At 60.7% G+C, this 23,632-nt stretch carries 17 protein-coding genes and 1 pseudogene; 16 read left to right on the top strand and 2 right to left on the bottom strand.

Annotated features, from left to right (window positions below):
• Positions 1–93: 93 nt before the first annotated feature.
• The 7 genes from SO156_RS22580 to SO156_RS22550 all read left to right on the top strand — a co-directional run bounded on the left by SO156_RS22580 (position 94) and on the right by SO156_RS22550 (position 9,409).
• A complete protein-coding gene (locus tag SO156_RS22580) occupies positions 94–906 on the top strand; it encodes a DeoR/GlpR family DNA-binding transcription regulator (protein WP_498536274.1) in 813 nt (270 codons plus the stop codon).
• A 2-nt stretch (positions 907–908) separates the two neighbouring features.
• The gene (locus SO156_RS22575; protein ID WP_498536273.1) at positions 909–2,450 is read left to right on the top strand and encodes a sugar ABC transporter ATP-binding protein; all 1,542 of its coding nucleotides are present in this window, start codon (positions 909–911) and stop codon (positions 2,448–2,450) included.
• Positions 2,447–3,433 (top strand): ABC transporter permease, encoded by a 987-nt coding sequence (locus tag SO156_RS22570; protein ID WP_458148697.1) that lies wholly within the window; start codon positions 2,447–2,449, stop codon positions 3,431–3,433. Before SO156_RS22575 ends, SO156_RS22570 begins: the two co-directional genes overlap by 4 nt.
• Positions 3,430–4,422, top strand: coding sequence for an ABC transporter permease (locus SO156_RS22565; RefSeq protein ID WP_458148698.1), 993 nt, complete (start codon positions 3,430–3,432; stop codon positions 4,420–4,422). The genes SO156_RS22570 and SO156_RS22565 overlap by 4 nt, the downstream gene beginning before the upstream one ends.
• Before the next feature lie 50 nt (positions 4,423–4,472).
• Positions 4,473–5,588, top strand: a complete 1,116-nt coding sequence (locus SO156_RS22560; protein ID WP_458148699.1) for an autoinducer 2 ABC transporter substrate-binding protein — start codon at positions 4,473–4,475, stop codon at positions 5,586–5,588.
• Positions 5,589–5,709: 121 nt separating this feature from the next.
• Positions 5,710–7,074 (top strand): FGGY-family carbohydrate kinase, encoded by a 1,365-nt coding sequence (locus SO156_RS22555; protein ID WP_498536272.1) that lies wholly within the window; start codon positions 5,710–5,712, stop codon positions 7,072–7,074.
• A gap of 1,453 nt (positions 7,075–8,527) precedes the next feature.
• Entirely contained in the window at positions 8,528–9,409 is an 882-nt protein-coding gene (locus SO156_RS22550; RefSeq protein WP_498536271.1) for a helix-turn-helix domain-containing protein, read from the top strand.
• Between the two features lie 53 nt (positions 9,410–9,462).
• On the opposite strand, the gene SO156_RS22545 is transcribed toward SO156_RS22550, so the two are convergent.
• Positions 9,463–10,239, bottom strand: a complete 777-nt coding sequence (locus SO156_RS22545) for a S1 family peptidase (RefSeq protein WP_498536270.1) — start codon at positions 10,237–10,239, stop codon at positions 9,463–9,465.
• 715 nt (positions 10,240–10,954) lie between these two features.
• Between SO156_RS22545 and SO156_RS22540 the strand changes: the two genes are divergently transcribed.
• The 8 genes from SO156_RS22540 (at position 10,955) to SO156_RS22505 (ending at position 22,849) form a co-directional block, all read left to right on the top strand.
• Positions 10,955–11,893: a helix-turn-helix transcriptional regulator gene (locus SO156_RS22540; RefSeq protein ID WP_498536269.1), complete on the top strand. Its 939-nt coding sequence runs from the start codon at positions 10,955–10,957 to the stop codon at positions 11,891–11,893.
• Positions 11,894–12,191: 298 nt separating this feature from the next.
• Complete coding sequence (locus SO156_RS22535) at positions 12,192–13,793, top strand: arylsulfatase (RefSeq protein ID WP_498536316.1); 1,602 nt, start codon at positions 12,192–12,194, stop codon at positions 13,791–13,793.
• Between the two features lie 187 nt (positions 13,794–13,980).
• The gene (locus SO156_RS22530; protein ID WP_498536268.1) at positions 13,981–15,579 is read left to right on the top strand and encodes an arylsulfatase; all 1,599 of its coding nucleotides are present in this window, start codon (positions 13,981–13,983) and stop codon (positions 15,577–15,579) included.
• Between the two features lie 138 nt (positions 15,580–15,717).
• Positions 15,718–16,650 (top strand): HAD family hydrolase, encoded by a 933-nt coding sequence (locus SO156_RS22525; protein ID WP_458151425.1) that lies wholly within the window; start codon positions 15,718–15,720, stop codon positions 16,648–16,650.
• 137 nt (positions 16,651–16,787) lie between these two features.
• Positions 16,788–17,243 (top strand): hypothetical protein, encoded by a 456-nt coding sequence (locus tag SO156_RS22520; RefSeq protein ID WP_498536267.1) that lies wholly within the window; start codon positions 16,788–16,790, stop codon positions 17,241–17,243.
• A 154-nt stretch (positions 17,244–17,397) separates the two neighbouring features.
• Positions 17,398–17,688 carry a hypothetical protein gene (locus SO156_RS22515; protein ID WP_458151427.1) on the top strand — a complete coding sequence of 97 codons (291 nt, stop codon included), beginning with the start codon at positions 17,398–17,400 and terminating at the stop codon, positions 17,686–17,688.
• A 1,447-nt stretch (positions 17,689–19,135) separates the two neighbouring features.
• On the top strand, positions 19,136–21,277 hold the full coding sequence (locus SO156_RS22510; RefSeq protein WP_498536315.1) for a multiheme c-type cytochrome: 2,142 nt from the start codon (positions 19,136–19,138) through the stop codon (positions 21,275–21,277).
• Between the two features lie 489 nt (positions 21,278–21,766).
• Entirely contained in the window at positions 21,767–22,849 is a 1,083-nt protein-coding gene (locus SO156_RS22505; protein WP_458151428.1) for a SphA family protein, read from the top strand.
• On the opposite strand, the gene SO156_RS22500 is transcribed toward SO156_RS22505, so the two are convergent.
• Positions 22,826–23,059: a hypothetical protein gene (locus SO156_RS22500; RefSeq protein WP_458151429.1), complete on the bottom strand. Its 234-nt coding sequence runs from the start codon at positions 23,057–23,059 to the stop codon at positions 22,826–22,828. The two genes, SO156_RS22505 and SO156_RS22500, sit on opposite strands and share 24 nt — an antisense overlap.
• Positions 23,060–23,433: 374 nt before the next feature.
• Here SO156_RS22500 and SO156_RS22495 point away from each other — a divergent pair.
• A pseudogene (locus SO156_RS22495) lies at positions 23,434–23,632 on the top strand (hypothetical protein); the annotation flags it as partial.

Genomic DNA, 23,632 nt, shown 5'->3' with positions numbered 1-23,632 from the left:
GATTGATGCAGCGCGATATTGAGCGAATTTGACGGATTGCAGTTGACCACTCATCGAGAGCGTGACCTATTTACGAGCAAAAGGGAGGGCGACGTGCACGAGCGGGAACGCTGGCAGGTCATCAAGGCACTCTTGCGTGAGCGGTCGTTGGTGCGCATCGCCGACGCTTGTCGTGCGACCGGCGTCTCCGAAGCCTCGATACGGCGCGATTTCGCCAGGCTCGCCGAGCAAGGTGTCGCGATCAGGGTGCATGGCGGGCTCGAAGCCCTGCCGGAAACCGTCAACGCACCGGGCGACGTCCTCTCCCTTGCCACCCGCTCCTTCGACGTCAGCCAGACGCTCAACATCGACGCCAAGCGCGCCATTGCGAAAGCGGCAGTCGCGCTCTGCGCCGATGGCGAGACGATCATCATCAATGGCGGCACGACCACGTACCAGATGGGCGACTATCTGCGCGAGCGCCGCCTGAAGGTATTGACCAATTCCTATCTGCTCGCCGACACGCTGATCCACACGTCGAAATGCCGCGTCGCCTTGCCGGGTGGCGAGGTCTATCGTGAGCAAGGCATGATCGTCTCGCCCTTTGAAGAGGATGCGATCCAGCACTATTCGGCGACGCGGATGTTCATGAGTGCAATCTCGATCGGACCGCTCGGCGTGATCGAGGGCGATCCCCTGCTCGCCCGCGCCGAATCGAAACTGCTGAAGCGTGCCGACAAGCTGATCGTGCTCGCCGATTCCTCGAAATTCGTCTCTCGCGGCAGCCTCGTCGTCTGCCCGCTCTCGCGCATCGATACGCTGATCACCGACTCCGATGCGCCTAGCGACGCACTCGAGATGCTGCGCGCGCACGATGTCCGCCTCGTTGTCGTCGATGCAGGCGCTCAAACCGATGCGGCGGCGTGACCATGGCAACCGACGCGCACAGTGAAACTCCGACGGCGCCACTTCTGTCGGTGCGCGCTGTCGAGAAGTCCTTTCCAGGCGTGCGGGCGCTGTCCGGCGTCTCGTTTGACGCCGCCAAAGGTGAAGTCCACGCCTTGCTCGGCGAGAACGGGGCCGGCAAGTCGACGCTGATCAAGATCGTCTCCGGCGTGTTCCCGCCCGATCGCGGCGAGGTGCTGGTGGACGGAAAGCCGGTCGACCTCGCGCGGCCGGACGATGCAAGGCGCGCCGGCATCGCTACGATCTATCAAGAGCTGCTGCTGTTTCCGGAGCTCACCGTTGCCGAGAACATCTTCATGGGGCATGCGCCGCGCGCAGGCTTCCGCCGGATCGACTGGCGGGCGATGCGGGAGAGGACGAATGCGCTGCTCGCCTCGCTCGAGATTCATGACCTGCAAGCCGATCGCATCGTCGGCTCGCTCAGCGTCGGCAATCGCCAGCGCGTCGAAATCCTGCGCGCGCTGTCGCAGGACGCGCGCATCCTGATCATGGACGAGCCGACCGCGGCTCTGACCGAGTACGACGTGACGCGGCTCTTCGATATCGTGCGCAAGCTGAAAGCCCGCGGTGTCGCCGTGATCTATATCAGCCATCGGCTCGACGAGATTTTCGCGATCGCCGACCGTGTTACCGTGCTGCGCGATGGCGCGCATGTCGCGACCAAGCGCGTCACTGAGACGGACGCGGCCGAGCTCGTGCAATTGATGGTCGGCCGCAGGATCGAAAGCCTGTTCCCGAAGATCGCAGTTCCGATCGGCAAGCCGGTGCTGGAGGTGAAAGACCTCGAACGACGGCCGCTGACGAGGAACGTCTCGCTCACGGTGTGCGCCGGCGAGATTGTCGGCCTTGCCGGCCTCGTTGGCTCGGGTCGCAGCGAGCTGGCGCAAACGATTTTCGGCGTCACGCCGGCCGACAACGGCGAAATCCGGATCGCCGGACACAAGGTCGACATCCGCTCGCCTGCACAGGCACGATCGTTGGGCGTCGCCTATGTTCCCGAGGATCGCGGCACGCAGGGCCTGGTGCGGCCGATGACGGTGCGCGAGAACTTCAGCCTCGCCGCGCTTGGCAAGGTCGCATTCGGCGGCTTCATCGATCGCGGCGCAGAACGCAAGCTTGCCCGCGACGGTGTCAAGCGTTTTGCGGTCAAGACGAGTTCGCTCGAGCAGACCGCGGGCAAGCTGTCCGGCGGCAATCAGCAGAAGATCGTGCTCGGCAAATGGCTCGCCAACGAGCCGAAGCTATTGATCCTCGACGAGCCGACGCGCGGCATCGATGTGGGCGCCAAGGCGGAGATCCATCGGCTGATGGGCGAGCTTGCGGCCCAGGGACTCGCCATCCTGATGATCTCGAGCGAGCTGCCAGAGGTGCTCGGCATGAGCGACCGCATTCTCGTGATGCGCGAAGGCCGCATCGTTGCCGAATTCTCGCGCGAAGAAGCAACCCAGGAGTCGATCGGCGCAGCGATGATGGGCAGTCATGACAACGCGGAGAAAGCGGCATGACCGCGGTGACCTTAGCCAGTGCCGAGGCTGATCCGCGGCGGCGGCTGAAGGTGATTGCCTCGCAGGAGGCTTTGCTTGCGATCGCGGTGATCGGCCTCGCCATCGTCGTCGGCCTTTACAATCCGCGCTTTCTGGCGGCGCGCAATCTTTCCGACGTGCTGCTCGGCAACGCCTATATCGCAGTCGCGGCAGTCGGCATGTCGATGGTGATCGTTTCCGGCAACATCGATATTTCCGTTGGCGCGCTGATCGGCGTCCTGGCGACGATCAGCGGCACTCTGGCCGTGAACGGCGCGCCGATCGTGGTCGCCTGGCTGGCAGCGCTAGTTGCCGGCGTCCTGGTGATGGCCTTGCAGGGCGCCATCATCGCCTATCTGCGCATTCCGGCGATTGTGGTTACGCTCGGCATGCTGTCGATCCTCAAAGGTGGACTGATCAGCGTCACCGGGGGCAAATGGATCACCGACCTGCCCGACAGCTTCCATCTCGCCGATATCGAACTCTTCGGTGTACTGCCGTTTCCGGTTTTTCTCATGATCCTGGCAACGATCCTGGCCGCCTTGTGGATGCGCTATTCGGCCTCGGGCCGCGCCATCTACGCGGTCGGCGGCAACGCCGAAGCGGCGCGGCTCTGCGGCATTTCGCAGCCGCGCACGATCGTGATGGTCTTCGCGCTGCACGGCTTCTTCGCCGGAGCGGCCGCCCTGCTCTATGCGACGCAATTGCGCGTCATCCAGTCGACCGTGCCGCCCAATCTCGAGCTGACGATCATCACCGCGTCGGTCGTCGGAGGCGTCAGCATCCTCGGCGGCGTCGGCACGGTGATCGGCTCGACGCTTGCCGCCGTACTGATCGCCGAGATCGCCAGCGCGCTGGTCTTCATCGACGTCTCGCCCTACTGGATCCGCGCGGTCCAGGGCGTGCTCATCCTCGTGACCGTGATCGCCGACATTCTGCGGCGCCGGCGCATGGCCGGAGCATGAGCGCCATGAGCGAAATCCCGCTTCCTCACACCGCCAAGCGCGTCGTGCCCTGGTGGCTGCTGCGCCACGAGACCATGCTCGCGGTGATCCTGCTCATTGCGTTGATCGTGCTCGGCGGCTTGAACGGCCGCTTCCTCACGCTCGACAATCTGCTCAATCAAGGCAGGCTGACGACCGAGGTCGGACTGATCGCGCTGCCGATGACCTTCATCATCATCACCGGTGGCATCGACCTCTCGGTTGGCTCGATCGTCGGGCTGTGCGCGATCCTGCTCGGCTATTCCTGGAAGACTTTCGGCTTTCCCTTGCCGCTGGCGATTTGCTTCTCGTTGCTCGTCGGTGCCGCAGCGGGCTTTCTCAACGGGATCGTCATCACCAAAGTGAAAGTGCCGCCGCTGATCATGACGATCGCGACGCTCGCCCTCTATCGCGGGCTCGCCGAGGGGATCAGCCAAGCGCGCTCGGTGCGCGGCTATCCAGAATGGTTCTACTTCATCGGACAGGAAAACCTCTTCGGCGTGCCGGCGCAGCTCTGGCTCTTGCTGATCGCGATCGTAGTCTCGGCAGTCGTTCTTGACCGCACCACCTTCGGCCGGACGCTCTATGCGATCGGCAACAACGAGACCGCCGCGCGCTTTTCCGGTTTGCCGGTCGATCGCGTCAAACTGATCATCTACACGCTATCGGGCTTCATGGCCGGCCTTTCCGCTTTTGTCCTCGTCTCGCGCGTGACTACGACCCGCTCGGACATGGGGATCGGCTACGAGCTCGACGTGATCGCTGCGGTGGTGCTCGGCGGCACCAGCATATTCGGAGGCGTCGGCACGATCTGGGGCACGGTGGTAGGCCTAGCAATGATCCAGCTCTTGAAGAATGGACTGGCCCTGACCGGCGTCAAGGGCGATGCGACGATCGTGGTCATCGGCGCGGTTCTCATCCTATCCACTCTTGTGGCGAGTTCGCTCCAGCGGCGCCGCGACGGCGTTTGATGGAGTGTCTGACCGCGAAAAAAGCGGCTTAAACATGGGAGGACAACAAGATGAAGCTCGGATTAGCCTTTGCGTTTCTCAGCGCGACGCTACTGGCCGGAACGGCCTCGGCGGCGGACAAGAGATGGGACGGCGCGGACGACCTACCAGTCAATCCGCTTGCCTGCTCGGCTGGCGAAGCCAACGCCGCGCCCGCGGCCAAGCCTTATGACGGCGGCCGGCCAACCAACGCGCCCGACAAGGCCGGCAAGCCGATCACGCTGGTCGACGTGCCGAAGTTGATCGGCATCGGTTATTTCAACGCGACTTCGAAAGGCATGCAGGACGCCGCCAAGGCGCTCGGCAATGTCACGGTGAAGACCGACGGCCCGACCGAAGCCAAGATCGACGAGCAGATCAAGTTCATCGACAACTACATCACCAGCGGCGTCGACGGCATTCTCTTCGCCGCCAACGATCCGGTCGCGATCGCGCCGGTCCTGAAGAAGGCACTATCGAAGGGCATCCATGTCGTCGGCTATGACGCCAACTCGACGCCGGATGCGCGCGAATGGTTCGTCAACCAGGCCGAGTTCAACGGCATCGCCAAGGCGATGATGGACTCGATGGCCAAGGAGGCCGGCGAGGACAAGAGCTTTGCGATCGTCACATCGACCTTCACGACGCCGAACCAGGCACGCTGGATCGCCGAGATGTGGGCCTATGCACAGAAGTGTCATCCCAAGCTGACATGGCTGGAAACGGTCGAGGCGCAGGAGGACAACAACCTGTCCTTCAACCAGGCGACGACGCTGATCAACAAGCACGGCGACAAGCTCGCTGGCCTGTTCGGCATGACCTCGGTCGCGACGCCCGCTTCGGCGGAAGCCGTGACCAAGGCCAAGCTCTGCGGCAAGGTGGCGGTGGTCGGCCTTGCCACGCCCAATGCGATGAAGCCGTATGTCAACGCGGACTGCGTCAAGTCGGTCGTACTGTGGAATCCGGTCGATCTCGGCTATGCCGCGACCTACGTGATGCGCGCCGTCGTCGACGGCACCCTGAAGCCCGGCGCGACCTCGGTGGACGCGGGTAAGCTCGGCAAACTGAACGTGGTCAATGGCAGCGAGATCCTGCTTGGCTCGCCCTTCATCTTCACGAAGCAGAACGTCAAGGACTTCGATTTCTGATCTGGACTCGTCGCCCGGCCGCAGGATGCGGTCGGGCGGCGCACTTTTGGCCTTCGTTGTCGTGGCCATGACAAGTCGGCCATGACACTCCTGACGTTGCTTGCCGAGATGTAGCTTAACGATGAGCCAGACCGTCGCAGTCCTCGACATCGGCAAGACCAACGTAAAGCTTGCCTTGTTCGACGACGGCCGACTTCTCTGGGAAAAGTCGGCGCCCAACCGCACTCGATCGGGTCCGCCCTATCCGCACGAAGAGGTCGAGAGCGCGTGGAACTTCTTCCTCGATGCGCTTCGAGAGGCCGCACGCGCGCATCAGATCAGCGCGATCGTTCCGACGGCGCATGGCGCAGCCGGCGCTTTGATCGGCGAGAGCGAGCTCGCCGCTCCGATCATGGACTACGAATTCACGGACGTAGAAGTGATCGAGTCCGGCTACGCCGAGCTGCGGCCGCCCTTTTCGGAGAGCCTGTCGCCGAAATTGCCAGCCGGCCTCAATCTCGGCCGGCAGCTCGCCTATCAGAAGTGGCGCTGTCCGGACCTCTTCGCCAAAGCGAGGTATTTCGTTGGCTATCCACAATATTGGACCTGGCGCCTGACCGGCGTCGCTGTCTCTGAAGTCACGACCCTCGGCGCCCATACGGATCTCTGGGCGCCGCAGCAGGGACAAATCTCGAGCCTCGTCAAGGCTCTCGGCGTGGAGTCGCTGCTGCCACCGCTACGCCGCGCCTTCGATCCACTCGGCCCGATCAAACCCGAAATCGCAACCGCATGCGGGCTCGCGCCCGAAACGCAAGTCTTTTGCGGTATCCACGATTCAAACGCTTCGCTTCTGCCCTACCTCGTCTCGCGCCAGGCGCCGTTCACGGTGTTGTCGACCGGCACCTGGGTGATCCTGATGAGCGTGGGCCTTTCGCTCGATCAGCTCGATCCTCGCGACGACACGCTCGCCAACGTCGACGCACTGGGCCGACCCATCGCCTGCGGGCGCTTCATGGGCGGACGCGAATACGCCGCCATCGCAGGCGGCGGCGGCAATCCTGATCTTGACACGATCGAGCGCGTCATCGCCTCGGGCGCGATTGCCCTACCCTGCTTCTCCGGCCATGGCGGACCTTATGCGACGACCAAAGGCGTGATCCGCGGCGAAGTCGCAGCGCGCGATCGACCCGCACTTGCGACGCTCTACTGCGCTCTGGTCAGCGATCTGATGCTGACGCGCATGGGAGCGACCAGCGGCGATCTCGTCGTCGAAGGGAGCTTCGCCGGCAATCTTCGTTTCTGCCAGACCCTCGCCGCGTTACGACCGACCCAGCGCGTCTTTGCGGCGGAAGACGCCGCGGGCACAGCGCGCGGTGCCGCAATGCTTGCGCAATGGCCGCCTTCCTATCCTATCGCGGCGCCGATGCCCGTCCCCGCAGCCCCGATCGCCGGCCTCAACGCCTATCGTGACGTTTGGACGGCGCAGATCGACCTGATCGGTCGCTAACCCGATCGCTGCATTCTGGCCCCTCATGCCTTTGATCTTCGCCCGGCGTAGCAGGCAAAATGAGAGGCCTAAGTTATTGATTTTACTGGCGCGCTCGGAGAGACCATAACTGCGCGACTAGGCAATTGATTTTGTTGCTACATTTCAAGTTTAGGGATGTTGAGTGTGAATTCGAGTGAGCAGCCTCTCGCCTGACGACCCGATAACGCTTTCCTCTCGACCGCCGCAGATGCCGATCCGCGCGAATATGATTGGACCGCTCGGCGACCGTCAGCCCACCAACGCGGCCCGCCATTCCGGCTGATCAGGAGTCACGGCCGGCTGACCCCGCGCTGGGGCCACCTTCTCCCCTTGCGGGAACTGGTGAGTCTGAAAATATATCACAAAAATAAGGGTTTACCTGTGATGTGTCCTCCGTTGTGTCCCGATCCACCGAAGCCGCTGGGCGGTCGGCGCGGTCCACTTTTTAAACAGAGCGAACGGCCGGAGGCTCGTGATCTGGACGGCGGCGCTATTGTGCCGCCGACCAATCCTCTTGACCAAATCCTTGTTTTCAAGCCGACGACAAGCCCAGATGAAGTTCGCCGTCGGCATCGAAGCTGTCCAGGACGGCAGTTCCAACGAGAGCGGGACCTATGTCAGGCTCCTGAAGGACGGCGCGTCTTAATTTTCATCAGTTACGTAAATATTGGAAAGTTGTTGTCGCGCAACGGCAATTTCAAAAACGTCAGGGCGATCTGATGCTCGACCTGCGACCCGCACGGTTAGGGGCCGACAGATCGAGGCTGGGGGCGACCTTTCGAGGATCCGATAGAGGTTGGTGGGCACACGCTCGTCACGCCACGCGATGCTGGCGAGTACATCGGCGCGCTGCCGAAGGCGGTGCATGATCGGCCAGAATGTCAGGCCGCCATGGAGGCGCTGTTTCTGGTCGCAGAGCGAGGCGGCCCGACGATATTCGCCCGCATCGGCATCATGCGCCTTGAACCGTGGGAGGCCGGCTCGATGTCGCGTTCGACCTCGCAGCTAGGAACACTTGGAGCGTCGTCGACACGAAGCGATTTCCGTTTGAGACGCCGCGAACGCCCATAAGATGTTGAGCTAACTGCGTTGCGCAGCAACTCGCCGTTCATGTCACAATTCCCGCATTGATTTATGTCAACAGTGGTGCACGCATCACAAGTATGAAGGGCTACAATACAACCCCCATTTGGGTGTCGCCGCGACCACCCTGCTCTGCTTTTGCGATCCGAAGCCGATTCCACGGATGCTGGCGCGCGTCTTGTCCGACAGATAACAGCCTCTGTTTTTTCAGGGGAGAATAGCAGTGGCGTGGAGTAGAGTATTTAATTTTACCGAACCGTCGACGTGCTCCGCAGTCATTCGGTCTGCACAACTCGAACTGATCCCGACCGTGAGGGGACGTTTCCATGCCGAGATCACACAGATCGGTATGAACAGGCTCCTGGTTCATCGGATTCATGTGTCCCTTCCTCAGGTCAATACTGTCGCGGTCAAGCCCGGGCGTAGATCGATCGGCTTTCTTTCCGAACCCGGTTCGTCACGATTCCTGCACTGTGGCCTCGAGATTTTGCCCGGCGACATCGTAGTGAACCGGTCCGACGTCGTACATCAACGATCCGACGCTAACCTTCACTACGGAGCAATGTCTCTTCCGATTGATGATCTGGATGCTGCTGCTGAGACGATAGTCGGCCGTGAGTTTCCGAAAACGCCGCAAAAGCAAGTCGTTCGCCCACATTCTGCACTGACGGTCCGACTGTTGAAGTTGCATAAGAGCGTCGGGCAGCTTGCCCATGATAATCCGCATATCCTTGAGTTGCCGCAAGTGCTTCGGTCGTTAGAGCATGAGCTCGTTCACCTCATGGTAAGGTGCCTCACCGAAGGCGCTGCCGTCGAGCCAACCGCAGGGGGCCGTCGCCACGAGACCATCGTGGCGCGGTTTGAAGAATTCTTGGAAGCAAATCCCAGCCGGCCGCTCTATCTCGCCGAAATTTGCGCGGCGATCGGTGTTGCCGAGCGATCGCTTCGCGCCTCCTGCGAAGAGCATCTCGGCATGGGCCCAATCCGCTATCTCACCTTGCGCCGAATGCACCTCGTGCGGCGGGCGCTCCTGAGTTCAGATCCGTGGAAGGCGACCGTCACGCAGATCGTTACTGACCACGGCTTTTGGGAACTCGGGCGTTTTTCGGGTGCCTACAATCTGCTGTTCGGAGAAACACCCTCGTATACACTGCGCCGTCCCGCGGAGCAGCCGGAAGTCCATCACAATCGTCCCGCATCGCTGGCAGTCACACACTTGCGGATCGCTTGAGCCAAATGCAGGGACCCCGGAAATGCCGTAGTCGGACCGGACTGCGATCAGCCTCAATCGTCCGCCTTCCCTTGCTGCGGAACAAGCGCTGGAGCGGCGAGAGCCGCCTCATCGAGCGCCTGGGCGGGCACAGAAGCGACGTTGGGCATTCCCCATGCTGTAGAGATTCGTATTTGGCGGGACGCCCATACCAAAGTTTGCGTGAACACATGGCTGATGACCGCAGCGACGCGGCCGTCGCAATCGACCACCGGCGCTCCGGAAGCGCCGTGATCGATGACAAAGCGGTTCTCGCCTTCATAAATTTCGAGGAGCGCCATGCTGTCGAGCTTCCCACCATCTCCCAATCGAACGAACCGCCCTTCTACGAGGTGCGGGCGGCCGGCCGGATAGGCGAACGTCATGACCTGCTCTTCCGGTACGAGCGGCTTGGTCCGGATCGCAAAGCTCCGCGCGGTGGAAACGGGCCGTTGGAGTTCGATCACGGCCAGTCTTTCTGCGGCACCTCCCGCCAGGCGCTGGATGCGCGCCCCGATGAACTGGGCGCCATCTTCGTCCCTGATCTCGAGCGGCCTCCAATCCTCTGTCGAGAGCTTCATCGCCCCGGTGACGTGTTCGGCGGTGACGATCGTCGCCGGGGACAGGAACCAACCAGTGCCCCGGATGCCGGCCACGTTGGGATGCGCGTCGCGTTCCGTGTCATCCCAATACCGCATGATGCTGACGGTCGAGTGTGCAAGCTGCGCGGGATCAATGCACGCTGCACTAACCGGAGTGCTTGCAAGAACAATGAAAAGAACAAGCAGCCGCCAAGCGGTACGTCGATGCATCGCAATGTCCCCCGTTCCCCAGACTGAGGGGAAGATGAACTCTGCGACGGGGCAATAGGAAAGATCGACTTATCCAGAAGGGCTCTCCGGAATCCGGGACTTTTCGCGCCTCACTGTCACGCTTTTGTCACAGACGCTCCCGCTGGGATACGACCAGGAAGAATGGATTCTGGGGCCGCTTATGCGGCTGCTCAGCGCGGGCCAATGGCGCGCAAACCGAATGTTACACCAGCGGAGCGCGCGTCATCTCAATAAACCCGGCACATGGCTGCAACTCTTGCTTTAATCTCCGACCAGTTTCGCGCCTTCTTTTTGCTTGCTTCCTTCAAATTTGTCACGGGCGTTGTGCTTGCACCTCCACTCATCTGAAGACAAACCAAACGATCCAATAATTCGTGCCGAAAATGCATAGCGAGCTTGGGGCGGCTGGATATCGTTGTTTCGGCCGGGCTGAAACCTATCCGCCCAGCACGTGTCCGATCACGTGTGAGGCTGGGCGTGTTGTCGATCACGGAAGTACCCGTGCGCGCAGCACCTAACGAGAGATCATCTGCCAGCTTGCCGGAATTGCATATTCGTCACATTCCACCCACCGGACCGAGCTTCCGAACCTGCATAGCCGAAGGCGGCCAGTTGCCTGATACTGCTGCGTGCGGTGAGACCAATAATTCAACTGGTCGCAACAATTGTCCGCCGGTCCAACAGGACGGGACACATGGCAGAGACTTGCACACTCACCTTTGGCGATCCCGATAGTTACTCAGCCGGATTCGCCGATGCATTTATCAATCTCACGATAACAGGTGCCGGCGATTTCAAGGCACGGCTGACACGGCTGAAATTGAAGGATCTGGAAATCTGTCTATGTTGCGAGAACCTTCCGCGCATTGCCTATGTCTCGCTACCCCCGGAGCGAACGTTCCTATCGTTTCCAGTGGGTGCGCAGTCTCTCATATCCGACGGATTTACTTTGCGTAGCGGCGACGTGGTTTTGCACGGTCGTGGCCAACCCACGCATCAACAATCCAACGGCGCATGCCAATGGGGTTTGATGGCGCTATCGCCTAGGCTACTTGAGAGTTGCAGCAAGGCATTGACGGGTCGGACGATTGCGCCGCCGCGCACAAGCAAGATACTCCGCCCGGCGCAGGCGGAGGCATTGAGATTCCAGCGTCTTTTCGCGAAAGCCTGCCGCCTTGCGGAAAGGCGCAAACTGACTACCGAGGCCGCAAGAGCGCTGGAGCGGGAACTACTTCACGCGACGATCAATTGCCTGGCCGCCAACGGGACGGGCGACAATCCCAAGACTAGACTCCATCACGGCGCGGTGATCGTTCGTTTCGAAGAAGCGATAAGCAAACGCATCGACCAAAAGCTAAGCATGTCCGCGCTTTGTACAGAGATCGGCGTGCCAGAGCGAACACTGCGCATGTGCTGCACTGAATTTTTTGGCGTAAGCCCCATGCGATATCTCTTATTGCGACGATTGAACAAGGCTCGCGCCGCGCTGCGACGTGCCGATCCTTCGACAACGAGCGTGTCGGAAGTCGCCCGAAATCATCAGTTCCTCGAGCTTGGGCGGTTCGCGGTGACGTATCGCATCACCTTCGGTGAATCACCTTCGGCTACACTGCAACAGGCTCCGCAAAGTTAAGCGCGAGCTGCCGAAATCGCATAGCGCAACCACGGCACTTCGGCGAATTTTCCAGTCGCGAGAGCGTCGACCGAAAACGCGGGGCACGATCCCGTATGGATAAGGAGCAAAGGCTCGGTCGACGGGTGGAGGTGGGCGAAGGCTGCGGCCCGGGCTTAGGCAGCCGATATCAAGGGAAGCAACCATGAGCATGTTCAGAACAATCTGGGGCGCTCTTGCCGTGTTGTGTACCACCACGACAATAGCGAGCATTCCTGCCTCCGCCCAGCAGGGACAAAAGCCCAACATCCTCTTCATCATGGGCGACGACATCGGATGGATGCAGCCGAGCATCTATCACCGCGGGTTGATGGTTGGCGAGACACCGAACATCGATCGCATCGGAAATGAGGGCGCGATGTTCGTGGATTACGTCGCCATGCAGAGCTGCACCTCCGGTCGCAACGCGTTCTTCACCGGCATGTATCCGCTGCGCACCGGCATGATCCCGCCGCAGCTCCCGGGGAGCCCGTCCTACCTGCGGCCCGGCACGCCGGCGCTCGCCCAATTCCTGCTCGATCTCGGCTACAACACGGGTGAGTTCGGCAAGAACCACCTCGGCGACCACACCGAGGCTCTGCCGACCGCGCACGGCTTCCAGGAATACTGGGGCTACCTCTATCACCTCGATGCGATGCAGGGGGTGAGCTTTCCCGACATCAACAAGACTCCGCTCCAGCAGACCGTTGCGCCGCCGTGCAAAAACACGCCGATCCCCGGCGTGCCGGAAGTGCCTGGCGCGGTGGACGCCAAGACTACGGTCTGTTTGACGCCTCCGCGCAATATGCTGTCATGCAAATCCTCGGACGGCACTGGCAAGAACCAAATGTGTAGTGACGAAGGACCGCTGACGCTGGAGCGCTCCAAGACAGTCGACGAGGAGATCTCGACCAAGGTCATCGACTTCCTTGATCGCAATGACCCGAAGAAAACCAACAAACCCTTCTTCGTCTGGTACAACCCGGCACGCATGCACGTCACGACCGTGTTGCCGCCGAAGTACGAGGCCATGATGGGCGAGCAGGGCGGGAAGGATTGGGGACTCCAAGAAGCTGGCATGAAGCAACTCGATGACAACATCGGGCTTGTCCTGAAGAAGCTTGACGACATGGGGCAGATCGACAATACGATCGTCGTGTTCACCACCGACAACGGCGCCGAGGCGATCACCTTCCCGGACGGCGGCGTGACACCGTTCAAAGGCCAGAAGGGCGAGGCCTGGGAAGGCGGCTACCGCGCCCCGATGGTGATCCGCTGGCCAGGGCATATCAAGCCGGGCACGGTGAAGAACCAACTGTTCGCCGCGCTGGACTGGGTGCCGACGCTCGTCGATATCGCCGGCGGCCCCAAGGGCGACGAGTTGAAGCAGCAGATCGAGGCAGGGAAGTACCCCGGTATCGTCAAGACGACCCTCGATGGCTTCGACCAGCGCGACTATCTCGAAGGCAAGTCCGAAAAGTCGGCCCGCGATCACTTCTTCTATTTCTCGGGCGCGACGCCGTCGGCGGTGCGCTACAAGAACTGGAAGATGTACTACACGATGTCGCAGCCCGGGCCGGCCGGCTGGATCATGCCGCTCGTCCCGTTCCACTTCACGCTCGTCCAGAACATCAAACGCGATCCCTTCGAGCAGGCGGTCGGCATCGACCAAAAGACGGCCCTGAGCATCGGAGGAGCGCTCGGCGGCCCGACGACTGCTTTTCTGTACGACTGGAACCTCCTGCCTATCGGCCAACAGCTTTGGCTGCAGCATCTGACAACGTACGAGAAGTACCCGCCACTGCAGGCGCCTGAAAGCTACAACCTCAGCGGAGTCCTGGAAGAGGTCAAAAAGGCCAATTCCCGTTCAGCGAGTGACTAGGTGCATGAAGCAAGGGTCATATGAACGGGCGGGCGCCCCACAGGGGCGTCCGCCCGCCACCGATGAAGTGACGAAGCTTTCCAACACGGGTGATGCGAGCTCTACTGGATCACGGAACTGGATCACGGATCGAACAGAGCTCGCAGATCAGCTGAGCCGGTCCCGAGCCGAGTTTGGAGGATTGATCATGTACAATCTGAAAAACACGGCTCTCGGGCTGCTCGCGGTACTCGCAGCTGCAACGACAATCGCTGCACCGACATCAGCACAGCAGCCGCAGAAGCCTAATATCCTCGTCATCATGGCCGACGATATCGGGTACTGGAACATCAGCGCCTACAACCGGGGACAGATGGGCTATCGCACGCCCAACATCGATCGTATCGCCAATGAGGGCGCGATCTTCACCGACTATTATGGTCAGCAATCCTGCACTGCGGGGCGCGCCGCATTCATTACTGGACAAAGCCCGCTGCGCACGGGACTTTTGAAGGTTGGCCTGCCAGCGGCAAAGGAGGGATTATCCGACAAGGATCCGACAATTGCCGAACTACTGAAGCCCCAGGGCTATTCAACCGGACAATTCGGCAAAAACCATCTCGGCGATCGCAACGAATTCCTGCCGACTGTACACGGCTTCGATGAGTTTTTCGGCAATCTCTACCATCTCAATGCCGAGGACGAACCGGAGCACACAGACTATCCGAAAAATCCAGCGTTCAGGGCACAGTTCGGTCCGCGCGGGGTCCTGAAATGTGTCGCAACCTCGACCGACGCGCCTGGTGACGATCCGCGCTTTGGTCCCTGGGGCAAACAAAAGTGCGAAGACACCGGGCCACTCACCAAGAAGCGCATGGAAACAGTCGACGAGGAGTTCCTCAAAGCCTCGACAGATTTCATCGAACGTGCCAACCGCGAGAAGAAGCCGTTCTTCGTCTGGTTCAATCCGAGCCGGATGCACATCTGGACCCGCCTCAAGCCTGAGTCACAAGACAAGACAGGGCTTGGCCTCTATCCGGATGGCATGGTCGAGCACGACGGGCAGGTCGGACAGCTATTGAAGAAGCTCGATGACCTCGGCATCGCCAACAACACGATCGTGATTTACACAACCGACAACGGCGCCGAAACATTCTCCTGGCCCGACGGCGGCACAACCCCCTTTCGGGGTGAGAAGAACACCAATTGGGAAGGCGGCTATCGCGTGCCGGCGATGGTACGCTGGCCCGGACTGGTCTCTCCCCGCAGCGAGATCAACGATATCTTTTCCGCCGAGGATTGGGCAACCACGCTGGTCGCCGCAGCCGGCGAACCCGATATCAAGAACAAGCTGTTGCAGGGCTATGACGCGGCGGGCAGAAATTTCAAGGTTCACCTCGATGGATACGACCAGCGCGATCTCCTCGCCGGCAAGGGGGCGGACAAGCGCCGCGAGTTCTTCTACTGGACCGACGACGGCAACCTGGCCGGCTTGCGCTACGATCAGTGGAAGGCTGTTTTTTTGGAGCAGCGTGCCCACGGTCTCGATGTCTGGGCGGAGCCTCTGCAGCAGCTGAGGTTACCCAGATTGCTTAACCTGCGATCCGATCCTTTCGAGCGGTCGCAGCACGAATCGGGCGACTACGTGCGATGGTTCATTGAACACGCCTTCCTGCTTGTGCCGGCGCAGGCGATCGTGGCGCAACATATCGCAAGCTTCCGCGAATTCCCCCCGCGCCAGCGGCCCGGCAGCTTCTCGGTCGAGCAGGCGATGGAGAAGCTGAGGCTTCCACCATCGACGAATTAGGAGGTGGCCTTGCTCTCGCTCCTGCACTATCGCACGAACCGTCGCGTTCTGGTTTCGATCTTGACGATGTTGCCCGCCTTATCCGGACCGCTCCTGACGGTTCCGGCATCGGCGCAGACAACCCCGTCCGGAAGCCCATTGCCTTCCTGGAATGATGGCGCGGCGAAACAGGCGATCCTCAACTTCGTGCGCACCACCACTGATCAGGCCAACTCGAACTTCGTGCCGCCGGATGACCGCATTGCGGTGTTCGACCAGGACGGCACGCTCTGGGTCGAGCATCCCATGTACACGCAAGTGCTGTACTGTCTGGAGCGTGTCCCGGGGGTGGTCGAAAGGAAGCCGGAGCTGAAGGACGTCGCACCGTTCAAGACCGTTCTGTCGGGCGATCGGGAGGCGATCGCCAAGCTTTCCTTGCGGGACCTCGAGGAAATCCTGGCTGCGACGCTGACCGGCATGTCGGTCGACGAATTCAACGCCGAAGCGAAGAGGTGGATCGAAACCGCGAGGCATTCGCGCTGGAAACGCCCCTATACCGAGCTCGTTTATCAACCGATGCTCGAAGTACTCCGATTGCTGCGCGACAACGGCTACAAGACCTATATCGTGACCGGCGGCGGGCAAGACTTCGTACGCGTCTACGCCCAGCAAGTCTATGGCATCCCGCCCGAGCAGGTGGTCGGGACTGCGGGCGGAACGAAATATGGCTACGACAAGGACGGCAAACCGTTCCTGACCAAGGAGCCCAAGCTCGTCCTGAACGACGACAACGCAGGCAAGCCAGAGGGGATTCACCTCATGATTGGCCGTCGGCCCTATGCCGCGTTCGGCAACTCGACGGGTGATCGCGAAATGCTTGAGTGGACCGGTGCCGGCGCCGGCGCGCGGCTAACGATGCTGGTGCTGCATGACGATGCCGACCGCGAGTACGCCTACGGCCCGGCGCAAGGTCTGCCAGACAGCAAGGTCGGCATTTTCACGGCCGCACTCTACGAGGAGGCGAAGAAGGACGGCTGGACTGTCATCAGCATGAAGAACGACTGGAAGCGAGTGTTCCCGTTCGAGCAGTAGTGCAACCTCCGCGAGGACGTTTCGAGGGGACTTGTTCATGTCGTTCCGAACCGCCCTCCCCGCCCGCGGAGGAAAGGCAACGGTGTTCGTCAGCTTGTGACCGTGTCGCGCGAGAAGGTGGTCCGACGCTAAACGCCATGTTTGGCGTCTTGGATGCATTTACGGTGTTTGCCGTTCTCATCGCGGTGGCAGTGATTGGAATTGTCAGCTTGGGGCAATTGCCCGGCCGCCTCGCAGGAGCGCCGAAAGCTGCGTGCGGCGCCTTGCGAATTGGGACGGTACAGTACGAGCAAGGGGCGACAGATTTCACGACCGTTCTGACTGCCGAGCAGAATCTGTTTCAGGCGGAGAGCAATGTGGCGACAGCCTCGGCCAATGTCGCACTCGGTGCGACCGCCATCTATCGGGCGCTTGGGGGTGGATGGCAGATCCGGGAAGACAGCTATTTCGTCACCGCCGCGACGCGCGAGCAGATGCGGGCACGGACAAACTGGGGAGAACTGCTGCCGCCTGCCGGCCAGCCGCAACCGCCCGCTCCCGGTCTTCCTTCTTCCGCAGGTGTTGAGCCAACCGTTCGGCCGCCGGTGTGGTGAAGTTTTGGGTCCGCAGTACCCGCATTTTCTTAGACATCAGCCTGACACACCGAGATCAAGAAATCTTGCCGAACATGCATAGCTCGAACAGGGAGTTTCGGCCAACCTTCGACCCGGATGTTTAGCAGAAGCCGTCCCGAAACAAGGACTTGAGATGATGGCGCGTCGGCATTTCCTGATTGCAATCCTTTTGATCGTCGATGGCATACCTCAAGGCGGTGGACCTTTCGGACCAGTCGCATGGGCCGCTGGAAATACAGTCAAGGACATGCTGGCGGCACAGATCCGGACTCAAGGCGTTGCGTGCGAACAACCCAAGCGCGCGATACGAGACGCGAAGCGATCAAAGCCGGACTACGAGGTTTGGGTTTTGCAATGCAGCAACGCCACGTACAGGATTAGTCGCTACCCCGACATGGCAGCGAAGGTGGAGCAACTGAAATAGCGCTCCCTGCATCGCGCCGGGGCCGCGCCTAGCGAACCGCCACGAGCCGAGCACAAACTTCAAAACTCGCGCGCCGTCCAACCGCCGAAGTCACGTTAGGGTTGCCCTGCGAGTGGTCTTAAAGCGCTTTGCTCCCCACATGCTCAAGGATGAAGGGCTGTGCGATTGAACCCCAACTCGATCAACAACGCCGAGCAAAGAACCGAGATGACTGATAATCAGGATCAAATCAGCTCTCGTCACCGCTAGTCCAATGCGTCTGTTTCCGTGATGCAATCGTCGCGCGCGTCGATCAGTCTCTACCAGGCGAAACTGCATAGCGTGCTCAGCGCGCTTCCGCCAAACTTGGCGACCTCCATCAATGGAAGAGAAACAGCAAAGTTCGATAGCGCCGATCATCGCGTGTCGAGCACCGGCCTCGTGTAAATGCACGTGAACATGGCGGATCACACCGTCTCGGCTGGCGATTCCCGAAACCAAACGGAGGCATGCAATGCGCAACAGCAGATTGGCAATCTTAAGCGGTACGGCGATCGTTGCATCAATGCTGGCGCTGGCTCCAGATCCTGCAGCAGCGAGAGGAGGCTTTGGCGGCGGCGGGTTCCATGGCGGAGGCGGGTTTCATGGCGGAGGCTTTGCGGGAGGAGGTTTCGGCGGCGGATTTAGGGGCGCTGGCTATGCGGGGAGCCAGCGCCATGGCTGTTGGCGGCTTTCGAGGAGGCGCTGTCGTAGCGCGACCAGGCTGGGGCCGCCCGGGTTGGGGCGGCGGCTGGGCTGGATGGCGGCCGGGCTGGCGTGGGGGCGGATGGGGCTGGCCTGTTGCAGCCGGCGTCGGTGCGGGTATCGCTGCCGGAACCTGGGACTATTCGTATACGGGTTATGACCAATGTCTATTTTGGGACGGCTACGGCTGGGTGAACGGCTGCTATCAAGGTTATGGCGACGGGTGGTGAGACGAGGATCGCTTGGCACGCGTCATATTCACCTCGGCACCGCAGGACATGGAGACTTCTGACCGGAATGCTCGGAATTGCCGAATTTGCATAGCCCGCACCAAATCCTTTGATCAATCTCCCTTTTAAAAGGGGTCGGCGTCTAGCGAGTAGGGCCAGTGGCGCGCAAGAAGGGACGAACCGGCAACAGCGACGCGCTGTCAAAGCGCGCCGCCCCATCGAGGCCAGCCGCGGACGCTCGGAACGAAGCTGTCAGCGCTCCCCCCGATCGCTCTCGGACATTGAAGCTGCGGATCGCAGTGTTTGCGTCAATTGCAGCGATCGCGATAGGTAGCCTGGGCATCTACCTCCTCCGCGAGGAAAGAGCCGGCTTGCCCGAGACACTACATCGCACGAGTGCGGCCACTGCTCCCGCCTTCGTCGGCAGCGAAGCCTGCGGCGCATGTCACAAGACTGAAGCTACGTTGTGGGCCGGGTCCCAGCACCGGCACGCCATGCAGCACGCCAGTGCCGCCTCCGTGCTCGGCGACTTCAACGATGCGAGTTTTGATTACTACGGCGTCCATTCCCGCTTCTTCAAAACGGGGAACAAATTCTTCGTCGAAACCGACGGCGCCGACGGCAAGCTTGCGACCTTCGAGGCGAAATATACCTTCGGAATCGCCCCCCTCCAGCAATATCTGATCGAATTTCCGGATGGCCGAATACAGGCGCTTTCAATCGCCTGGGACAACCGGCCGAAGGACCAGGGCGGCCAGCGCTGGTTTCATCTCTATCCAAATGAAGCGATCAAGCACGACGACGTGTTGCATTGGACCAAGCTCAATCAAAACTGGAATTTCATGTGCGCCGAGTGCCATTCGACGGGTGTGCAAAAGAACTACGACGTGGCCAACGACCGTTTCCACACCAACTGGGCGGAGATCAGCGTCGGCTGCGAGGCGTGCCACGGCAAGGGCTCGCGACACGTCAACTGGGCATACAGTCAGCGGAGCTGGTGGCCATTCGGACGGGATAACGACCCTCTGAAGGGCCTTGCCGTGTTTCTCGACGAGCGGGACGGCGTGATTTGGAACCGCGATCCCAAGACCGGCAATCCGCAACGCAACCTCTCCCCTGCTGCGATACGCCGGGAAGTCGAGACCTGCGGCTTGTGTCATGCGCGACGAGCACAATTTTCCGAGGACTGGACACCTGGGCGGCCGTTGTCCGACACGCACCAGGTCTCCAATCTGGCCCGCGGCCTCTATCACGCCGACGGGCAGATGCTCGACGAAGTCTACAACTACGGCTCGTTCAAGCAGAGCAAGATGTTTGCAGCAGGCGTCACTTGCAGCGATTGCCACGAGCCGCACGCCGCCAAATTGCGCGCGTCCGACGATGGCCTGTGCTTGCAGTGCCACGCTTCAGACAGCTATGAGGTTGCATCCCATACCCACCACAGTGACGTGACACCAAAAGTCACTTGTGCGTCCTGCCATATGCCGGTCAGCACCTATATGGTGGTTGACAAGCGGCATGATCACAGCCTTCGAATTCCCAGGCCGGATCTTTCCGTGAAACTTGGCACGCCGAACGCCTGCAACAATTGTCACGTCGACAAATCCGCACAATGGGCGACCGATGCAGTCGAGCGCTGGCACGGGCCGGTCCGAAAAGGTTTCCAGAATTACGCTGAGGCTTTCCAGGCTTCTTGGGCTGATCGTAGCGACGCGGCCGCTCTGCTGGCCGTCGTTGCAGCTAGCCCCACAATGCCGGCGATCGCGCGAGCGAGCGCTCTGAGCGAACTTCGATCCCGGGTCTCGCCCGCTAATATCGAGCTTGCCCGCAAGGGCTTGGCCGATCCTGATCCGATGGTTCGGATTGGTGCCCTCGAGATGCTCGACGGCCTTCCAGGCGACCGGCTCTGGCCCCTGGTCTCACCCCTGCTCTCCGATTCAAGCCTTAGCGTTCGTATCAGAGCAGTGTCGGTGCTGGCTGCGGTGCCCGCTGCCAACCAGCCCATCTCCGATCGTGCGGCTTACGAGACGGCAACAGCCGAGTTCATCGCCGCGCAACGTTTCAACGCTGATCGACCTGAAGCTCGCTCAGCGCTCGGAAACTTCTTCGTCAGTCGCGGACTCACCACTGACGCAGAGAGCGAATATAAGAGCGCACTGCGCCTCAGCGCGCAATATGCGCCTGCGGCGATCAATCTCGCAGATTTGTACCGACGACTTGGCCGTGAGGGCGACGGAGCGAGCGTGCTGAGGATAGCCATCGTATCGTCCCCCCGGGACGCAGGACTGCACCATGCGCTCGGGCTCACCCTGACGCGACAGAAGTTACCGGATGATGCAATCGGCGAATTCCGCGACGCGACCGAGCTGGAACCTGAGCGGGCGCGCTACGCCTATGTTTATGCCGTGGCGCTGCATTCATCGGGCCGCATCAATGAGTCGATGAAGGTTCTGAAGGAAAACCTGGCCCGGCATCCCGAAGATCGCGATACCCTGTTGGCGCTGGCAACCTTCAGCCGCGACTCCGGAGATCTAGGTACCGCACTCGACTATCTCGAGCGCCTCTCCCATCTCGCGCCGAACGACCGCAACCTGGCTCGTCTAACCGACGAACTCCGCGCACGTTTGAAACAATAGCCATTGATACGTGACTATTGGCTGACTGCACTGCTGATGCCGCCAGACTTGATCCTTTAGGGCTATCATCATGGGAGGCGGCATCGTGAGTGGTGGTTCCGTTCGCTTAGGTCGGCAGCAAAACATAGGCCAGCACCACGGAGGCGGTGGCGCGCCCACCAGAATGATCCACAATTGTCGCCCGCTGATTTCGTCGGCAGTGTCACTGCACGCTTGGCAGCTGCCTTGCTCAGCCCTCATTCAACAACACTTCGCACCATGGCCTCTCGACCTTTACAACGGTCGTGCGGCGCTGTTGGAAAACCGCAGTGGGTTGTGCGCGGCAACTGTGACACCCGAGACACGGTCTCGAACAAACAGCAGGAGGCCCGCAGGCCTTGCCGATTCGGCATAGACGGAGCCCCCCCGTGCCGGACTATGTTGGCGTCGTGGGCATATTTTGGGGGATTGGGGAGAATTAAGACCTAGAAAAATTAGGGGACTGACACAATGTGTGATCTTGGATCGAGGTCAGCACTGCGTCTTTTCTGCATCGGATCGTTTGCCGCTCTGCTGTCGCTTCCCACTCAAATGGCGCGCGCCGACGAAGGCGGCGTCAGCTTTTGGGTGCCCGGCCTCTATGGCAGTCTCGCGGCTGTGCCCCAGCAGGCGCCGGGGTGGTCGGCGACCACCATCTATTGGCATGACTCGGTTTCCGCCGCTGGCGACGTGGCGCGGGCCCGTGAGATCACCATCGGTAATATCCCGGCGAATGTCACGGCCACCGCGAACGCCAACGTCCATGCCAATCTGGATATTGGCTTTTTGATTGCGAACTACGCCTTCGAAACGCCGGTGTTCGGCGGTCAGGCCTCTGCCGGCTTTCTTGCAGCCTACGGCGCCAACAGCACGTCGCTGGCGGGAACACTCACGGGAACGGTGACGGGTCCGGGCGGCACCACATTTCCTTTCTCGCGCTCCGACAGTATCAACAGCTCGATTATGGGATTTGGTGATGTGTACCCACAGTTCGCGCTGCGCTGGAATGCCGGTGTTAACAACTATATGACCTACATCACCGGGGACGTCCCGGTCGGGATGTACGATTCAGCCCGTCTTGCCAACATAGGGATCGGGCATTGGGCGGTCGACGCCGGCGGCGGCTACACCTATTTGAACCAACAGACCGGGCACGAATTTTCGGCGGTGCTCGGATTCACATACAACTTCAAAAACCCGGCCACCCAATACCAAAGCGGGGTGGACATGCACCTCGACTGGGGCGCGTCGCAATTCCTGACCAAGCAGTGGCAGGTCGGCCTGGTGGGTTATCTCTATCAGGAGATCGGCTGCGACAGCGGCTCCGGTGATCGCGTCGGCTGCTTCCGGTCGCGGGTGCAGGGCATCGGACCGCAGGTTGGTTACATCTTTCCGCTCGCAGACAAGCTGCAGGGCTATCTCAACCTGAAGGCCTACGGCGAATTCGCCAATGCCAGTCGGCCCGCGGGCTGGAACCTCTGGCTGACGTTCAATATTTCGCCTGCAGCGGCAACGCCGCCAACGGCGCCCTCAAGGCCAATGTTCACGAAATAGAAGCGTCTGCTGGGCCGTCTCTGCGGCCAGGCATATGTCGGCGCAAATTTCGGTGGCGCGTGGACCAGCGGCAACCTGAACGTTCCCGGCAACAATTTTTACGGTGGCCTCACTGAGTTTATTGCTGGCATTCAAGCGGGCTACAATTTTCAGGCCGGACACTTCTTGTTCGGCGTCGAAGGTGATTTCGACAGGGCGACGTTCGGCCATCCAGCGCTGCCAACCCCAACACTCGGCTCGAGTCCTCGAGCCAAAAAGCCAGACCTACAACATGTTTTCGTTTGCCTCGTCGAAAGCGGGGGCGATCTCGGCCGCCGTGCTGGCATTGAAAAGCATAAGCTCTCGACCTAGCGTTCGCGGAGCCGCGCAACCCTTTTCTCTGAAGGCGAGCCAGCTTCTGCAAACCGCACGTGGGTGCCACCTGAACCTTACCGGTGGTTCGCACGACAAATGATTGTCCTGGCACTGTCCCACTTTTTCGGGATGACGCGCGGTGTCCGCGTCGAAGAGATCGATTTAGCGACGATTTTACGTCCAATCGCGCGAACGGGCTCCGGTAGTTGACCATTTAATCGGAGAGTTTCATGAGAACCTTCAATCCCTCGGTGCTATTAGTACTTCTCGTTACGCAATCGGCCCCGACACAGGCTGCGGATCTGAACGGAGCCTGGACGATCGACGCCTCGGCCTGCGATCAAATCTTTACCAAAGAGAATAACACGCTTGCGTTCAAGCAAGATGCTGATCTCCACGCGGGCGGAGTGATCGTTCAGGGAAGGCAAA

The organism is Bradyrhizobium sp. UFLA05-125 (assembly GCF_059803515.1).
This window is presented reverse-complemented; position numbering and strand designations above follow the sequence as displayed.

What these genes read in the sequence shown, in the direction of transcription:
- SO156_RS22560 (WP_458148699.1), top strand. Translation starts at nt 4,473, where the DNA reads ATGAAGCTCGGATTAGCCTTTGCGTTTCTCAGCGCGACGCTACTGGCC.
- SO156_RS22515 (WP_458151427.1), top strand. Translation starts at nt 17,398, where the DNA reads ATGATGGCGCGTCGGCATTTCCTGATTGCAATCCTTTTGATCGTCGAT.
- SO156_RS22575 (WP_498536273.1), top strand. Translation starts at nt 909, where the DNA reads ATGGCAACCGACGCGCACAGTGAAACTCCGACGGCGCCACTTCTGTCG.
- SO156_RS22565 (WP_458148698.1), top strand. Translation starts at nt 3,430, where the DNA reads ATGAGCGCCATGAGCGAAATCCCGCTTCCTCACACCGCCAAGCGCGTC.
- SO156_RS22510 (WP_498536315.1), top strand. Translation starts at nt 19,136, where the DNA reads ATGCAGCACGCCAGTGCCGCCTCCGTGCTCGGCGACTTCAACGATGCG.
- SO156_RS22545 (WP_498536270.1), bottom strand. Translation starts at nt 10,239, where the DNA reads ATGCATCGACGTACCGCTTGGCGGCTGCTTGTTCTTTTCATTGTTCTT.
- SO156_RS22540 (WP_498536269.1), top strand. Translation starts at nt 10,955, where the DNA reads ATGGCAGAGACTTGCACACTCACCTTTGGCGATCCCGATAGTTACTCA.
- SO156_RS22555 (WP_498536272.1), top strand. Translation starts at nt 5,710, where the DNA reads ATGAGCCAGACCGTCGCAGTCCTCGACATCGGCAAGACCAACGTAAAG.
- SO156_RS22505 (WP_458151428.1), top strand. Translation starts at nt 21,767, where the DNA reads ATGTGTGATCTTGGATCGAGGTCAGCACTGCGTCTTTTCTGCATCGGA.
- SO156_RS22535 (WP_498536316.1), top strand. Translation starts at nt 12,192, where the DNA reads ATGGGCGACGACATCGGATGGATGCAGCCGAGCATCTATCACCGCGGG.
- SO156_RS22570 (WP_458148697.1), top strand. Translation starts at nt 2,447, where the DNA reads ATGACCGCGGTGACCTTAGCCAGTGCCGAGGCTGATCCGCGGCGGCGG.
- SO156_RS22520 (WP_498536267.1), top strand. Translation starts at nt 16,788, where the DNA reads ATGTTTGGCGTCTTGGATGCATTTACGGTGTTTGCCGTTCTCATCGCG.
- SO156_RS22530 (WP_498536268.1), top strand. Translation starts at nt 13,981, where the DNA reads ATGTACAATCTGAAAAACACGGCTCTCGGGCTGCTCGCGGTACTCGCA.
- SO156_RS22550 (WP_498536271.1), top strand. Translation starts at nt 8,528, where the DNA reads ATGAACAGGCTCCTGGTTCATCGGATTCATGTGTCCCTTCCTCAGGTC.
- SO156_RS22500 (WP_458151429.1), bottom strand. Translation starts at nt 23,059, where the DNA reads ATGGCCGAACGTCGCCCTGTCGAAATCACCTTCGACGCCGAACAAGAA.